12 protein-coding genes are annotated in these 14,902 nt (G+C 73.3%); 5 read left to right on the top strand and 7 right to left on the bottom strand.

The window, feature by feature from the left end; genetic code table 11:
* Positions 1-37: 37 nt before the first annotated feature.
* Entirely contained in the window at positions 38-1,255 is a 1,218-nt protein-coding gene (locus ABWI04_RS05600; RefSeq protein WP_345182785.1) for an ABC transporter substrate-binding protein, read from the bottom strand.
* Positions 1,256-1,544: 289 nt separating this feature from the next.
* Here ABWI04_RS05600 and ABWI04_RS05595 point away from each other — a divergent pair, with 289 nt between their 5' ends.
* The 5 genes from ABWI04_RS05595 (at position 1,545) to ABWI04_RS05575 (ending at position 7,204) form a co-directional block, all read left to right on the top strand.
* Positions 1,545-4,073, top strand: coding sequence for a sensor histidine kinase (locus ABWI04_RS05595; RefSeq protein ID WP_353831655.1), 2,529 nt, complete (start codon positions 1,545-1,547; stop codon positions 4,071-4,073).
* A gap of 6 nt (positions 4,074-4,079) precedes the next feature.
* Positions 4,080-4,457, top strand: a complete 378-nt coding sequence (locus ABWI04_RS05590; protein ID WP_185027345.1) for a DUF742 domain-containing protein — start codon at positions 4,080-4,082, stop codon at positions 4,455-4,457.
* Positions 4,438-5,091 carry a GTP-binding protein gene (locus ABWI04_RS05585; RefSeq protein WP_345182723.1) on the top strand — a complete coding sequence of 218 codons (654 nt, stop codon included), beginning with the start codon at positions 4,438-4,440 and terminating at the stop codon, positions 5,089-5,091. Before ABWI04_RS05590 ends, ABWI04_RS05585 begins: the two co-directional genes overlap by 20 nt.
* Before the next feature lie 13 nt (positions 5,092-5,104).
* Positions 5,105-6,169, top strand: a complete 1,065-nt coding sequence (gene galT / locus ABWI04_RS05580; protein ID WP_353831654.1) for a galactose-1-phosphate uridylyltransferase — start codon at positions 5,105-5,107, stop codon at positions 6,167-6,169.
* 102 nt (positions 6,170-6,271) lie between these two features.
* Positions 6,272-7,204, top strand: a complete 933-nt coding sequence (locus ABWI04_RS05575) for a WD40 repeat domain-containing protein (RefSeq protein WP_353831653.1) — start codon at positions 6,272-6,274, stop codon at positions 7,202-7,204.
* A gap of 47 nt (positions 7,205-7,251) precedes the next feature.
* Here ABWI04_RS05575 and ABWI04_RS05570 read toward each other — a convergent pair whose 3' ends face one another.
* From ABWI04_RS05570 to ABWI04_RS05545, 6 genes are all read right to left on the bottom strand, one after another.
* The gene (locus ABWI04_RS05570; protein WP_345182720.1) at positions 7,252-8,187 is read right to left on the bottom strand and encodes a LamG-like jellyroll fold domain-containing protein; all 936 of its coding nucleotides are present in this window, start codon (positions 8,185-8,187) and stop codon (positions 7,252-7,254) included.
* Positions 8,188-8,248: 61 nt separating this feature from the next.
* Positions 8,249-10,342, bottom strand: coding sequence for a PQQ-dependent sugar dehydrogenase (locus ABWI04_RS05565; RefSeq protein WP_345182719.1), 2,094 nt, complete (start codon positions 10,340-10,342; stop codon positions 8,249-8,251).
* 85 nt (positions 10,343-10,427) lie between these two features.
* The gene (locus ABWI04_RS05560; protein ID WP_353831652.1) at positions 10,428-11,747 is read right to left on the bottom strand and encodes an SLC5/6 family protein; all 1,320 of its coding nucleotides are present in this window, start codon (positions 11,745-11,747) and stop codon (positions 10,428-10,430) included.
* Positions 11,744-12,562: a sugar phosphate isomerase/epimerase family protein gene (locus tag ABWI04_RS05555; RefSeq protein WP_345182717.1), complete on the bottom strand. Its 819-nt coding sequence runs from the start codon at positions 12,560-12,562 to the stop codon at positions 11,744-11,746. The genes ABWI04_RS05560 and ABWI04_RS05555 overlap by 4 nt, the downstream gene beginning before the upstream one ends.
* A gap of 13 nt (positions 12,563-12,575) precedes the next feature.
* Complete coding sequence (locus tag ABWI04_RS05550) at positions 12,576-13,706, bottom strand: dihydrodipicolinate synthase family protein (RefSeq protein WP_378190408.1); 1,131 nt, start codon at positions 13,704-13,706, stop codon at positions 12,576-12,578.
* Positions 13,703-14,854: a Gfo/Idh/MocA family protein gene (locus tag ABWI04_RS05545; RefSeq protein ID WP_345182715.1), complete on the bottom strand. Its 1,152-nt coding sequence runs from the start codon at positions 14,852-14,854 to the stop codon at positions 13,703-13,705. The genes ABWI04_RS05550 and ABWI04_RS05545 overlap by 4 nt, the downstream gene beginning before the upstream one ends.
* Between the last annotated feature and the right edge of the window lie 48 nt (positions 14,855-14,902).

Below are 14,902 nucleotides of genomic sequence, written 5' to 3'. Positions count from 1 at the left end.
GCCGGCGGTCAGTACGGGTCCCCTGGTCAGGCGCGGGTCAGCCCTTGATCTGCGTCCAGGCCTGCGCCCAGCGGGAGTAGTCCACGCATTTGCTGCCGCGGTCGTCCCCGCATTCCTTCACGGGGGTCTTCCAGAACGCCAGTCGCTTGTAGAACTCCGGGTCGCCGACGTGGTAGGTCGAGCAGAAGCCCTTGGCGGTGTACTTGCACGCCTTGGGGTTGGCGGGCGCCTCGCCGAACCACTGCGCGACCTCCGCCTGCACCTTGGGCATGGTGATCCAGTTCATCCACTTGTACATGCAGGTCGGATGCTGGGCCTTGGAGGAGATCATCCAGGTGTCGGACCAGCCGGTCGCCCCCTCGTCGGGGATCGTCGTGGCGACCGGCGCCTTCTCGGCCATGGCCAGGTTCGCGGTCACCTGCCAGGCGGTGCCGGCGTAGTTGTAGCCGCTCTTGAACGACTGGAGTTCGTCCAGGTAGTTCGCCCAGTACTGGTTCACGTTCGGGCGCTGCTGCTTGAGCAGGTTCACCGCGGCGTCGAACTGCTTCTCGTCCAGCTCGTAGACGTCGTTGATCTTCAGTTCGGGGCGGTGCGTCTTCAGGTACAGCGCGGCGTCCGCGATGTAGATGGGGGAGTCGTAGGCGACGACGTGCCCGGCGGCGGGGGACTCCTTGTCCCACACCACGCTCCACGACGTCGGACGCTGCGTGATCTTGTCCGTACGATACATCAGCATGTTGGCGCCGTAGCCGTGCGGGACGCCGTACATCCGCCCGGCGGCGGAGTTGTACGGCTGGTTCTTCAGGTACTTGGCGATGTCGTCCCAGCTGCTGATCAGGCCGGTGTTGACGGGTGCGACCGTCCCGCCGTAGATGAGCCGCAGGCTCGCGTCGCCGGACGCCGACACGCCGTCGTACCGCCCCGTCTTCATGAGCGCGACCATCGAGTCGGAGGTGTCGGCGACCTTCGTGTACACCTTGCAGCCGGTCGCCTTCGTGAACGGCTTGACCCAGTCGACCTTCGGGTCGTTCGAGCCGTTCTCGGCGTATCCGGCCCAGGCGACGAGGTCGAGCCGGCCTTCCGGGGTGCCGAGTTCCTGCAGCATCGGGACGTCTGGCGGCGCGGCGGTCCCGCCGGAGTCGCCGCTGCAGGCGCCGGTCAGCACCGCCGCGACCAGCGCCCCCGTGGCGAGCAGGGTCCGGCGGACGCGGGCGGGTGAGCGCACGGTCGTCGTCGCTTCTGGGGTACGAGCCATCACGCTGAGGCATCGTAGGGGTATTTTGGGCTGTCCGCCGCCACAAAACGTGATGAACTGGAAACTGTCGACACATGGCGGCGGACCGCCCTAGGCTCTCCTGCGTTCCGCGTGAGCCGCTCCGCACGCAATCGATGCCAGCCGTCCAGACCAGTCGATGTCAGTCGTCCGATCGAGTGAAGGTTCTGCCGCAGTGCCAATTCGAGGCCGCACAACGGACTCGTCCGCCGGACACCGGCGGGCTCCCAAGGCCGCGCGTTTCCGCTCCATCCGCTTCAAGGTCGTCCTGATGGTCACCGTCTCGGTGGTCTCCCTGGGCGTCCTGTGGGCGTTCGCCGCGAGCATCGCGCTCGGCGAGGGGCTCAACCTCCGCCACGTCAAGACCGTCCAGGACCACTACGGCTACCCGTCGGGCGCGCTCGGCAGCGCCCTGCAGGCCGAACGCCGGCTGTCGATGGTGTACCTCGGCGGCCGCGCGGAGGGCGACCGCGCCGCCATGGAGTCCGGCCGCCTGGTCACCGACCGGCAGGCCGACCTGTTCCGCAAGCTCGCCGAGGCCGAGGCCGTCGACGGCGCCGCGCCGGAGGACGCCCAGCGCATCGCGGGCAAGATCCTCACCGAGCTGGACGGCCTGGCGGACCGGCGCCGCGCCATCGACGCCGGCCGCCTGGACCGGGCCCGCGCGTTCGCCGACTACACGGCCCTGCTCGGCGACGTCGGCGCGCTCCAGGGCTCCCTCGCGACGCTGGACAACTCCGAGGTCGCCAAGGACGCCCGCAACGAGGCGTCGCTGACCCGGGCCCGCGAGGTCCTCGCGCAGGAGGACGCGCTGCTGGCGGGCGCCCTCGCCGCCGGCAGGATCACGCCCGGCGAGCACGCCCAGTACGTCAAGCTCGTCGGCACCCAGCGCACCCTCTACACCTACACGGCGGCCGAGCTGCGCTCGCCCGACCAGTCCTACTACGAGCGCATCGTCGGCATGCCCGAGTACGGCCGGCTCCGCGCGCTGGAGGACCGCTTCGTCGCCTCCCCCCGGCTGGTCAACGCCACCGGCGCCGCGGGGGCGCTGTGGAAGACCACCGCCGACTCCAACCTCACCCGGCTCCGCGGGCTCGAACTGTCGGTGTCGGCGGGCGCCGAGAAGCGCGCCCAGCCGATCTCCGAGGGCATCATCACCCGCGTCGTCCTCGCGGGCGCGCTCGGACTGGTCGCGGTCGTCGCCACCCTCGTCCTCGCGGTCTGGGTCGCCCGGTCCATCATCCGCGAGCTGCGCGGGCTGCGCCGCGAGGCGATCGACCTGGCCGACGTCCGGCTGCCCGGCGTGATCCGCCGGCTGCGCCTCGGCGAGGAGGTCGACGTGGCCGCCGAGGCGCCGCCGCTGGCGTTCGGCACCCGCGAGATCGACCAGGTCGGCGAGGCGTTCAACGCCGCCCGCCGCACCGCGATCCAGAGCGCCGTCGAGGAGGCGACGCTGCGCCGCAACGTCAGCGACGTGTTCGTCAACCTCGCCCGCCGCAGCCAGACGCTGCTGCACCGCCAGCTCAAGCTGCTGGACTCGATGGAGCGGCGCATCGAGACCCCCGACGACCTGGAGGACCTGTTCCGGGTCGACCACCTCGCCACCCGCATGCGCCGGCACGCCGAGGGCCTGATCATCCTGTCCGGGCAGGCGCCCGGCCGCGGCTGGCGCAGCCCCGTCGCGATCGTGGACGTCGCCCGCGCCGCCGCGTCCGAGGTCGAGGACTACACCCGCGTCAACGTCGCCCCGATGACCCGCGCCGCCATCGTCGGCCCGGCCGTCGCCGACGTCATCCACCTGCTCGCCGAGCTGATCGAGAACGCCGCGACGTTCTCGCCGCCGCACACGACCGTCCAGGTGCACGGGCAGGCCGTCTCGCACGGCTTCACGCTGGAGGTCGAGGACCGCGGCCTCAGCATGGACGAGCCCAGCCTCGCCGCCGCCAACGAGCGGCTCGCCACCGCCGCCGAGTTCGACCTGTCCGACAGCGCGCAGCTCGGCCTGTTCGTCGTCGGCCGGCTGGCCCGCCGGCACAACATCAAGGTCACCCTGCGGACGTCCCCCTACGGCGGCATGACCGCGATCGTGCTGCTGCCCGAGGAGCTCGTCGTCCCCGACGAGGGCGCGCCGGTGCACAGCGCACCCGCTCTGACCACCCGCCGCGCCGAGGACGCCCTCGTCCCCGTCGGCACGGTCGTGAACGGCGGCGCGAGCGTCCGCAGCGGCCCCCAGCCGGTCCTGGGCGAGGGCGGCTCCGTGCTGCACCTGCCGTCCGGACGGCACGCCGCCCCGTCCGCGGCCCCGTCCCCGGCGCCCCCTCCGCCGCGGGAGCCGCTCGCCCAGCCCGCCCGCCCGTTCATCCCCCCGGCCACCCCCGTGCCCGCGCCCGGGGAGCCGCTCGCGGAGGCGGACGCGCTGACCGGGCCCCTCCCGGTGTTCGAGGAGCCGATCCAGGGCCCGGCGCCGACGCCCCGGGCGGCCCCGTCGCCGTGGGGCGACCCGCCGCCCGAGGCCGAGCCCGCGCCGTCGCCGCCCCCGCCGAGCGTGCCGCGCTCGCCCCGCGAGGTGCGGCGCCGGCCCCCGGGCAAGTCGCCCGGCGCCGACCGGCCCTCGCTGCCGAAGCGGGTCAGGCAGGAGAACATGGCCTCGCAGCTGCGGGAGGAGAACTCCGCGCCGGCCGGTCCCGCGCCCTCCGCCCGCGCCGACCGGTCGCCCGAGCAGCTGCGGTCGATGATGTCGTCCATCCAGCAGGGCACCCGGCGCGGCCGCGCCGAGTCCCTCGACACCGAGGAATCGTGACGGACCATGACCGGTCCTGGCAGCGAATGGCTCGATGACGAGGCCGGCCCGATCGTGCGGTCGTACGCGCTCACCCGCGGGCGCGCCAGGCCCGCGACCGGCGAGGCCTTCGACATGATCACGATAATCTCGACCGCGGCGCGGCCGCGGTCGGGCTCACCCGGCATCGGTCCCGAGCATCTCGACATTCTGGAGATGTGCCTGCAACCGCTGCCGGTGGCCGAGGTCGCGGCGCGGGTCGGGCTGCCGCTCGTCGTCGTGCGGGTGCTGCTCGGCGATCTGCTCCACCACAGACTGATCACCGCCACCCGTCCCCAACAGGAGAGCGCGCTCTCCAAGGAACGTCTGCTGAGGGAAGTGCTCCATGGTCTTCAAGCCCTCTGAGAACGCCGGTGCGGCCGCCGGAGGGAGCGCGGGGCCGTCCCCGGAGGGGGTCGGCCCGGCGACCCCGGTCGCGGTGAAGATCCTCGTCGCCGGGGGCTTCGGCGTCGGCAAGACGACGCTCGTCGGCTCCGTCAGCGAGATCCGCCCGCTGCAGACCGAGGAGCTGCTCACCGACCGGGGCGTCGGCGTCGACGACACCGAGGGCGTCGAGCAGAAGACCACCACCACGGTCGCGATGGACTTCGGCCGCATCACGATCCGCGACGGCCTCGTGCTCTACCTGTTCGGCACGCCCGGCCAGGACCGGTTCTGGTTCATGTGGGACGAGCTGTCCTTCGGGGCGCTCGGCGCGGTCGTGCTCGCCGACACCCGCCGCCTCTCGGACTGCTTCCCCGCCGTGGACTACTTCGAGAACCGGGGCCTGCCGTTCGTCATCGCGGTGAACCGCTTCGACGACGGCTACGACTACACGCCCGACGAGATCCGGGAGGCGCTCGACCTCAGCGAGGGGACCCCGGTCGTGATGTGCGACGTACGGGAGCGCACGTCCGGCAAGGAGGTGCTGACGGCGCTGGTCAAGTACCTGCTGACGGTGCACGAGAAGACGACGCGGGCGGACGCCCCGGCGCTGTAGGCTGCCGGACGAGATGAACCGGACACGCGCGCGGCTCTCGGACGGCCGCGAGATCGTCTACTACGACGAGGCCCCCGGCCGGGCCCCCGTCGCGGACCCGCGCGGCCTGCCGCCGGTCGAGCCGGTGTGCGAGGTCCGCCGCGACCCGCTGACCGGCGACCACGTCACGATCACCAGGCACCGCAACACGCGGACGTTCCTGCCGCCCGCCGACCAGTGCCCGCTGTGCCCCGGCGGCCCGGCCTCGGAGATCCCCGACCCGTCCTACGACGTCGCCGTGTTCGAGAACCGCTTCCCGTCCTTCGACGTCCGCACCCCGCCGGTGCCGGGCTCGGTCGACGGCGCGGGCTCGATCGACGGGGTGGAACGGTCCCGCGGCGCCGGGCGCTGCGAGGTCGTGTGCTTCACCGACGACCACTCCGCCTCGATGGCGCAGCTGCCCGTCTCCCGCGTCCGGACGGTCGTCGACGCGTGGGCCGACCGCACCGCCGAGCTGTCGGCGATCCCCGGCGTCGCGCAGGTCTTCGCGTTCGAGAACCGCGGCGTCGAGATCGGCGTGACCCTGCACCACCCGCACGGCCAGATCTACGCCTACCCGTTCCTCACCCCCCGCACCGAGCGGATGCTGGCGTCCGCGTCCGCGAACCCCGACCTGTTCGGCGACGTCCTGAAGGCCGAGCGCGCCGGCGGCCGCGTCGTGCTGGCCGGCGAGCACTGGACGGCCTACGTCCCCGCCGCCGCCCGCTGGCCGGTCGAGGTGCACCTGACGCCGCACCGCCACGTCCCCGACATGGCCGCCCTCGACGCGGGGGAGCGCGACGAGCTGGCCGTCCTCTACCGCGACCTGCTGCGCCGCTGCGACGCCCTCTACGAGACCCCGCTGCCCTACGTCGCGGGCTGGCACCAGGCGCCCGTCGGCGAGGGCCGCGAGCTGCTCCGCCTGCACCTGGAGCTGTTCTCGATCCGGCGCGCCGCCGACAAGATCAAATACCTGGCGGGCTCGGAGTCGGGCATGGCCGCCTGGATCAACGACGTCCCGCCGGAGGACGTCGCCGCGCGCCTGCGCGCCCTCGGCTGACGCGCGCCCGCCGTCCACTCCCGCCCGGTTGACTCGGGCTTGACCCTCCCGATTTCGCGACTGTCTGGAACGATCTCCGCCGCGTGGCCTACGCTCCGACGCATGCCGGAAAGCGTGCTGGCGGACCCGTTGGCGCGGGGGTCCTTCGACGGCGTCGCCGCCACCGCCGAGCGCCCGTCGCTCGCGTTCGCCTCCCGCGTCGGGCAGGGAGTGAACATCGGCCAGGCGTGGGACCTGGCGGCCGGCGCGCCGCTCGGCCCGCCGATCCCCGACTTCCCGGCCGACCGGGCCGACTGGGCGTTCGGGCTCCCCGCTGGGTCCCCGACCGTCGCCTGGACGCACCGCGACCGCCTCCACGTCCACGACCTCGGCACGGGCCGCGAACTCACCCTGGACGCCCAGCCCGACCTGGTCGGCCTCACCGTCCACCACGGCCGCGGCGCCGTCGTGGCCGTCTTCGGCCCCGCGAACGACGCCGAGGTCGCCGTGTGGGACGCGCTCACGGGCGACCGCCTCGCGAGCTTCCACCTCTGGCTCGGCCACCGCAGCGCGATCGGCCGCCGGCTCCTGCACGCGACGCCCGCCACGGGTCCCATCACCGGCCTGACCGGCGACTCCGCGGTCACGCTCCTCGACCTCGAACGCGGCGAGGAGATCGCCACGGCCCCGTCGCGCGCCCCGTCCGCGTCCCTGCCCCCCGCCACGGCCCTCACCCCGTCCCCGGACGGCCTCGTGCTCCTCTACCCGGCCCCTGAGGGCCTGGGCGTGCACGGCCTCGACGGCGACCGCCTCGCGACCCTGTCCACTCCGGCCCCCTGCGACCATGTGGCCGCGGCCCTGGTCGACGGACACCTCCTGGTGGCCGCCGCTCTCCAGGACGCTCCCCACACCCTCCTCGCCTGGAACGCCGCCTCCCCGGCCCCGTCCCACCGTGTCAGGCTCCCCGCCCCCGCCAACGACCTGTCCCTGGCCCCCGACGGCACCCTCCTGGCCGCCACGGACACCGCCCTCTACACGGCCTGCCTCCGCACATGAAAAGGCACCGCCGGCGCCCGTAGGACGCCGGCGGTGGGGGTGGGAGGTCAGCGGTTGGCGAACTTGTACTGGATGGCCGCTTCCTTCGGGGTGAGGGGGCGGTCGAGGAACATCAGGCCGTCCATGCGGCAGTTGCAGGGGTTCTTCTCCGCGGTGTTCTGCGGGTAGCTGCCGCCGATCTTGATGCCGCGGGGGTCCGTGGCGGACGTGACGTCGGGCTCGGGGGCGCCTTCGAGCCCCCACGGGTCCCCGGCCGTGGTGTAGAAGCCGTCCAGCGGCCGCCCGTCCTTGTAGAGCGCCATCTCGCCGGTGTCGTAGTCGAACGTCGCGGCGAGGTGCACCCAGGTGTTCTGGGGGAGGATGCTCTGCCAGTCCTCGCTCGCCGCGAACGTCTGCGACTTCGAGCCGTCCACGCGGCGGCCCAGCGCGACGACGTGGAGCTTGCCGGAGACCTCGATGATCTCCAGCAGGGCGCGCACGGCGTGGCCGTCGGAGTCGCCGGTGAGCAGGCCGGACAGGCCGACCGCGTTGTAGACGTCGCTCGGGTTGGACGTCTCGGTGTTGGGGCTCGGGTTCGTCCCGGTCATCTTGAACCAGCCCGCGAGGGTCGCGCCCTTGGCGGAGCTGAACGCGTGCAGGGACGGGACGCCGGACGCGGAGTAGAGCCCCGCCTTCCAGTCGTCGTTGCCCTTCGCGGACGGGTTGACCTGCCCGAGCTGGATGGCGTGCCGGCGCTCGCCGTCCCGCACCCGCATGGCCGCGCCGCCGTTGATGAGGTTGATCGTCGTTCCGGAGCGTCCGCTGTCGGCCTCGCGGGACGGGTCGCCCGGGACGGGGTGCTCGAAGTCGTAGTAGGAGATCAGGTTCTGCCGGAGCGGCGGGAAGACGCCGCCGGTCGAGGCGTCGGCCGGGGCTGCGGCGACGCACAGCGACGCGCCCAGCAGTGCGGTGGTGAGTGCGGCGGTGCCGCGGCGAATCATCATGTCGACTCCTTGGGGCCCTCCGGGCGGGCGCAGGCTCGCGGCGCCCGCCCGGAGGAGGCCGTTACTGCGCCGGGGTTCCGCGGACCGTCAGGTCGCGGAGCCGGCCGATGTTGTCGAACGAGCCGAAGCCCACCCGGCCGGAGCCGAGGGTCTTGTCGAGGGCCGTGAAGACGGGCTTGGACGCCCCGTCCACGTACACGGCGATCTCACCGGTGTCCGCCCGGCGGTCCACCCGGACGCGGTGCCACGCCTCGTCGGTGATGGCCGGCGGGGCGCCGTGCGACCGGGTGGCGTTCCACTGCTGGTCGATGCGCAGCCGGTCGGCGCCGTTCACCAGGAAGATCCCGTTGTGCGGGTAGATGGTGTTGTCGCTGGACAGGTGGGCGTAGTAGAAGTGCGTGTCGTCCTGGTAGCCGAAGACGACGATCACGTCCCGGTTGCTGACCGACACCGGAGTGTCCAGCCGCACCTCCGCGTCGATCCGCGCCGAGGTGAGGGCGGGGCCCTTGTTCAGCACCGCGTACTCGAACGGGCGGCGCGGACCCGGGCGCTGCACCCCGGCCTCGGCCAGGACCACCTGGTCGCCAGGGAACTGCCACTTGGACGGCGTGACGGGCGTCCAGTTCTCGGCGCCCATCGCGTTCCCGACGCGGACCGGACCGGCCGCGCCGGCCGCGACCCGCTTCGTCCCGACGACCTTCCAGATCTTGCCGTTGGCCTTGGCGAGCAGGTACGGCTCGCCCTTGCCGTCCGAGCCGTACCGCAGGTCGACGCGCTGGTCGCCGGCCAGCTGCTGCATCGTGACGGGCTTGCCGGAGGTGTCGAAGGCCGCCAGGTCGTAGATCTGGGCGCGGTTGGTGCCGGTCGAGTCGTGCTTCATCTCCGACTCTTCGGTGTACATGAGCCGGCCGCTCACGATGTCGGTGAACAGGTACTTGCCGCGCAGTGCGGGCAGCTTCGCACCGCGGTACACGTAGCCGCCGGAGATGGCGCGGCCGACGTCGCTGGAGCAGTTCCAGTCGGCGGGCGGGTCGTGGTCGTAGGCCGCGAGCGGGTACTCGTAGTCGTACTTGGCGTCGTCGGCCGGCAGCGGGTAGAGGTGGCAGCGGTCGTCCTTGCGGAACGTGAACGCGCCCTCCCGCTCGCTCCACCCGATGTTCGCGCCGGGGTAGAGCTCGTGGATCGACTCGATCTCGTGCTCGCCGATGTGCGCGAGGAACAGCCGGTGGGTGCCGCCGGTGTCCCAGCTGAACCGGTGCGGGTCGCGCATGCCGTAGGCGTAGATCTCGCCGAGCTTGCCCGCCTGCCCGGCGAACGGGTTGTCGGCCGGAACGCCGTACTTGCCGTTGGCACTGTTCTTCCCGGCGGGGTCGATCCGCAGGATCTTGCCCTGCGGCACGCCGAGGTTCTGCGGGTCGCCGCCGTTGTCGCCGACGTTGCCGTTGCCGCCGTCGCCGACCGACAGGTAGAGCTTGCCGTAGTCGGCGTCGCCGGGACGGGCGTTCGGGTTGAAGTCGATCTGCTGGAGGTTGTGGATGCGCCCGGCGAACCCGATGCGCAGGATCTCGCGGTGCGTCCCGGAGAAGGTGCCGGCCTTCGGGTCCTTGGCCGTCCACTCGTCGACGACGCCGTGGTAGCCGGTCTTCGGCTGCGCGGTGAGGTCGGGTGTCTTGGTCTTGAGCGCCTCGCCCGCCTCGACGTGCGTGGTGTAGAACTTCCCGTTCTTCCGGAAGTCAGGGTGGAACGCGACGAAGCCGAAGCCCTGCCCGAGTCCGGCCTGGGAGAAGAAGTCGGGCGCGAACGTGGCGGCGACGTCCAGGTAGACGTGGGGGGTGCGGGTCTTCTTGTCGAGCATGTACAGGTTGCCGTTCAGGTCCGGCACGTACAGGCGCCCCGAGTTGTCGGGGACCTCGCCGACGTAGTTGATGCGGTTCCACCGCAGCAGCCGCGGGTCGGTGGGGGTGCCCGTCGGGGTCGACTTCGGCAGCTGCGCGACCTCCTGGAGGACGAGGCCGAGGCCGGACGGTGCGGGGTCTTCGGGGATCGGGTCGAGGATCGGGGCGTCGTCCCGGGCCAGCGCCGCGGGCGGCACGCTGAGCAGCGGCAGCATCAGCGCCGCGATCGCGAGGAGACACCAGGTGAGCTTACTTCGCATTCCAGCCGTCCTAGGGTGGGGATCGGTGGCAGGAAAGCGCTTTCTGGAAGCGCTTTCCAGAAGGTACGACTGGGCTCGGCCGACGTCAAGGACGAATTTCGGACGAGCCGGATGTGGTCATCTCGTCGCGACCGCTCCGGGGGAACCACGCGTGGACCAGCGTCGCGGCCGTGGAGACGACGAGACCGACGGGGGCGGCGGCCGCGTGCCCGGCCAGGGTCAGCCCCACGGCCACCGCCGCACCGGGCGCCCAGATCCACGTCGCCACGGGCCGTCCCGCGCGCCCGCGCCGCCTCCGCCCGAACTCCGCCGCCATCGGCGGAACGAGCGCCGGCAGCGCCGCCGCGAGCACCGTCAGCCATTCGAGCAGCATCCGGTCGACCCGCAGCGCCGCGAGCACGGCCCCGGGCACCGCGATCGCCAGCACCGCCGCGACCCGCCGCCCCTCCACCCGCGGCCGGAACCGGCCGAGCGTCCTCCCGTCCCCCGAACCCGCATCCTCTCGCGGGACGGTGGGGCGGGGGAGGAAGCGGTCGACGGCGAGGGCGCCGGAGTGGACGGCGGCGAGGGTCGGGGCGATGACCGACGCGGCGACGAACAGGTTCGCGGCCGGCAGCCCGCCCGGCCCGGCGAGGACCGCGACCACGTCGGTGGAGCCGCTGGCCGCCGCGACCCCGGCCCCGACGACGGAGGCCGCCAGGGCGGGGACGACCAGCAGCGCGACGCAGGCCGCGAGGTCGCGGCGGCCGCGCAGGCCGACGGTGAAGTCGGGGGCCCGCACGGCGAACACCGACACGTACCCGATGTACCCGGCGAGGTCCGCGGCGAGGACGCCCGGCGGCCCGTCGCGGGAGAGCGAGACCGGCGACGCGGGCGGCGCGAGCCTCACCGCGACGATGCCGATCAGCGCGACCGCGGTGAGGGTGGTGGCGACCGCGACCGCGTTCCACCGCCCGCCGCCCGCCACCAGCACCGCGACCGTCGGGACGGTCAGCGCCGCGACCCCGGCCGCGTCCGGGACTCCGCCGAGCGCCGCGGCGGCCGCCCCGCCGAGGCCGACGTTGAACCCGAACCAGCCGGCCATCGCGACCGCGAGCAGGGCGGTGAAGGCGCGCTCGGCGACCGGGGGGAGGTAGCGGGGCGCGAGGTCGGCCATGGCGGCGTTCTCGCCGGCCGGCTCCCGCAGGCCGAGACGTCCCTGCGCGGCGAGCAGCGCGGCCATGACCGCCCCGCCGACCACCAGGACCGGGACGGGCAGCGCGCCGCCGTGCCGCCCGCCGACCTGCGCCCCGAGGACGAGCGCGCCCGGCGCCGTCCCGATCCCGAGCCACGCCCCGGCCGCCGCCCGCCACGTCCGCCCCCCGCCGGGGCCGGACGCGCGCGGGCGCGCCGGAGCGGACGTCACGCCCCGTCTTCCTTGAGGACGTGTTCCTCGTAACGCGCCATCGTCAGGGCGAGGGCCTCGGGGCCCGGCATGGCCCACAGCGCGTCGTTGAAGATCTCCACCTCGATCGGGCCGGTGTAGCCGGTGGCGTCCACCGCCTCGCGGAAGCGGCGCAGCTCGATGCGCCCGTCACCGAGCATGCCGCGCCCGGTGAGGACGCCCTCGGGCAGCGGCGTCACCCAGTCGGCGACCTGGAACAGCGAGATCCGGCCCTCGGCGCCCGCGCGGGCGATACCGTCCCACACCGCCGGGTCCCACCACAGGTGATAGGTGTCGACCATGACGCCCACCTGGGAGGACGGGAAGGGCGCCGCGAGGTCGAGCGCCTGCCCGAGGGTGGAGACGACGCAGCGGTCCGAGCAGAACATCGGGTGCAGGGGCTCGATCGCGAGCTGGACGCCGTGCTCGCCCGCGTAGGGCGCGAGCTCGGCCAGGACGTCGGCGACGCGCGAGCGCGCCCCGTCCAGGTCGCGGGACCCGTCCGGAAGGCCGCCGCTGACCAGGCACAGGGAGGGCGCGCCCAGCTCGGCCGCCTCCTCGACGGCGCGGCGGTTGTTCTCCAGCGCGTCCGGCTCCTGGAAGAAGCCGCCCCGGCACAGGGACGTGACCGCCAGCCCGTGGTCGCGCATGAGCGCGCCGGTGCGGGCCAGGCCGTACTCGGCGACGGGCTCGCGCCACAGCCCGACACCCGTCACCCCGGCGGACGCGCAGCCGGCGGCCAGCTCCTCCAGGGGCCAGTGCCTGGTCGTCCACTGGTTCAGGCTGAACCTCTTCACGCGCCCGCCCCCATCACGCGGCTCCCTGGACGGTCAGCCAGGCGCGCATCCGGTGCGCCGCGAGGTCGGGGTCGGGGAAGAGGCCGGCGGCGTCGGCCAGCCGGAAGAGGCCGGCCATGTGCGTCACCGAACGCGCGGTCTCCAGCCCGCCGACCATCCGGAAATGCCGCTGGTGGCCGGTCAGCCAGGCCAGGAACACCACTCCCGTCTTGTAGTAGTAGGTGGGCGTCTCGAAGAGGTGCCGGGCCAGCGGCACCGTGGGGGCGAAGATCTCCTCGTAGGACGCGGTGTCGCCGCCGTCCAGCGCGTGCAGGGCGGCCGCGGCGGCGGGCGCGATGGGGTCGAAGACGCCGAGCAGCGCGTCGCTGTGCCCCTCGGAGTCGCCCCGGATCAGCTCCGGATAGTTGAAGTCGTCGCCGGTGTAGAGCCGGACCCCGGCCGGCAGCCGGCGGCGCAGGTCGATCTCCCGCGCCGCGTCCAGCAGCGAGATCTTCACCCCGTCGATCCTGGACGCGTGCTCGCCGATCAGCGCGAGCAGCGCGCCGGACGCCACGTCCAGGTCGGCCGAGCCCCAGTAGCCCTCCAGCGCCGGGTCGAACATCGGGCCCAGCCAGTGCAGCACGACCGGCCGCCTGACCTGGGCCAGCAGCCGCCCGTACACGGCGGCGTAGTCCTCCGGGCCGCTCGCCGCGGCGGCCAGGTGCCGGCTCGCCATCAGCACCGGCACCGCGCCGACGGACTCGATGACGGCGAGCTGCTCCTCGTAGGCGGCGGCGATCTGCTCCAGCGACGCGGGCCCCGCGGGCAGCTGGTCGGTGCCCGCCCCGCAGACGATCCGGCCCCCTGCTGAAAGCGCTTCCTCACCGCTCCGCACGATGAGCTCGCGGGTCGTCGCCCAGTCCAGGCCCATGCCGCGCTGGGCGGTGTCCATCGCCTCGGCGACGCCCAGCCCGTAGGACCACAGGTGCCGGCGGAACGCCAGCGTCGCGTCCCAGTCCAGGCCCGCGTCGCCCGCCGCCCCGTCCCCGGCCACCACGTGCGCGGCCGCGTACGCGACGCGCGACGCGGCGGGTCCCGCGGGCGGCTTGTAGGTGCGCGGCTCGCTCATCACGTGGCCGGGCGCCCCGGGCAGGTCGATCCTCATCGGGTCAGCTCCGGGACGTCGAGGCGGCGGCCCTCCCGCCACGCCCGCAGGCCCAGCTCGGCGAGCTGGACGCCGCGCGCTCCGGCGTAGAAGTCCCAGGGGAAGGGGCCGTCGTCGGCGACGTGGCGCAGGAACATCTCCCACTGGGTCTTGAAGCCGTTGTCGAACTCGGTGTTGTCGGGGATCTCCTGCCACTGCGAGCGGAAGTCCTCGGTGGCGGGCAGGTCGGGGTTCCACACCGGCTTCGGCGTCATCGACCGGTGCTGGACGCGGCACCGCCGCAGCCCCGCGACGGCCGACCCCTCCGTGCCGTCGACCTGGAACTCGACCAGCTCGTCGCGGAACACCCGGGTGGCCCACGAGGAGTTGATCTGGGCGACGATCCCGCCCTCCAGTTCGAAGATCCCGTAGGCGGCGTCGTCGGCGGTGGCCTCGTAGGGCTTGCCGTGCTCGTCCACCCGCTCGCCGATGTGGGTCGCGCCCAGCGCCTGCACCGACCGGACCGGCGCGATCACCCCGTCCAGCACGTACCGCCAGTGGCAGAACATGTCCAGGATGATGCCGCCGCCGTCCTCGGCGCGGTAGTTCCAGCTGGGCCGCTGGGCCTCCTGCCAGTCGCCCTCGAACACCCAGTACCCGAACTCGCCGCGCACCGACAGGATCCGGCCGAAGAACCCGCCGTCCACCAGCCGCTTGAGCTTGAGCAACCCCGGCAGGAACAGCTTGTCCTGCACCACGCCGTGCTTGATGCCGGCCTCGTCGGCCAGGCGCGCCAGGGCGAGCGCCTCGTCGAGATCCTCCGAGATGGGCTTCTCGGTGTAGACGTGCTTGCCGGCGGCCACCGCCGCGCGGATCGCCTCGACCCGCGCGGAGGTGACCTGGGCGTCGAAGTAGACGTCGGTGTCCGGACGCGCCAGCGCCTCGGCCAGGTCGGTCGTCCACGCCGTCAGCCCGTGCCGTTCGGCCAGTTCGCGCAGCTTGGTCTCGCTGCGTCCCACCAGCACCGGCTCCGGCCACAGCACGGTGCCCTCGGCCGTGCGGACCCCGCCCTGCTCCCTGATCGCGAGGATCGAGCGCAGAAGATGCTGGCGGTACCCCATCCGGCCGGTGACGCCGTTCATGACGATCCCGATGGACCTGCGTGCCATCCCGTTCCTTCCTAGCCTGTCGTGTGTCCAGTGCGGCGCGCCCTCCGG

The sequence above is a fragment of the Actinomadura sp. NPDC000929 genome (assembly GCF_040492065.1).
Taxonomy (GTDB): domain Bacteria; phylum Actinomycetota; class Actinomycetes; order Streptosporangiales; family Streptosporangiaceae; genus Spirillospora; species Spirillospora verrucosospora.
The sequence above is the reverse complement of the archived record's forward strand: the minus strand, read 5'-3'. Positions and strand labels throughout refer to the sequence as shown.

What these genes read in the sequence shown, in the direction of transcription:
- ABWI04_RS05600 (WP_345182785.1), bottom strand. Translation starts at nt 1,255, where the DNA reads ATGGCTCGTACCCCAGAAGCGACGACGACCGTGCGCTCACCCGCCCGC.
- ABWI04_RS05595 (WP_353831655.1), top strand. Translation starts at nt 1,545, where the DNA reads ATGGTCACCGTCTCGGTGGTCTCCCTGGGCGTCCTGTGGGCGTTCGCC.
- ABWI04_RS05590 (WP_185027345.1), top strand. Translation starts at nt 4,080, where the DNA reads ATGACCGGTCCTGGCAGCGAATGGCTCGATGACGAGGCCGGCCCGATC.
- ABWI04_RS05585 (WP_345182723.1), top strand. Translation starts at nt 4,438, where the DNA reads ATGGTCTTCAAGCCCTCTGAGAACGCCGGTGCGGCCGCCGGAGGGAGC.
- galT (WP_353831654.1), top strand. Translation starts at nt 5,105, where the DNA reads ATGAACCGGACACGCGCGCGGCTCTCGGACGGCCGCGAGATCGTCTAC.
- ABWI04_RS05575 (WP_353831653.1), top strand. Translation starts at nt 6,272, where the DNA reads ATGCCGGAAAGCGTGCTGGCGGACCCGTTGGCGCGGGGGTCCTTCGAC.
- ABWI04_RS05570 (WP_345182720.1), bottom strand. Translation starts at nt 8,187, where the DNA reads ATGATGATTCGCCGCGGCACCGCCGCACTCACCACCGCACTGCTGGGC.
- ABWI04_RS05565 (WP_345182719.1), bottom strand. Translation starts at nt 10,342, where the DNA reads ATGCGAAGTAAGCTCACCTGGTGTCTCCTCGCGATCGCGGCGCTGATG.
- ABWI04_RS05550 (WP_378190408.1), bottom strand. Translation starts at nt 13,706, where the DNA reads ATGAGGATCGACCTGCCCGGGGCGCCCGGCCACGTGATGAGCGAGCCG.
- ABWI04_RS05545 (WP_345182715.1), bottom strand. Translation starts at nt 14,854, where the DNA reads ATGGCACGCAGGTCCATCGGGATCGTCATGAACGGCGTCACCGGCCGG.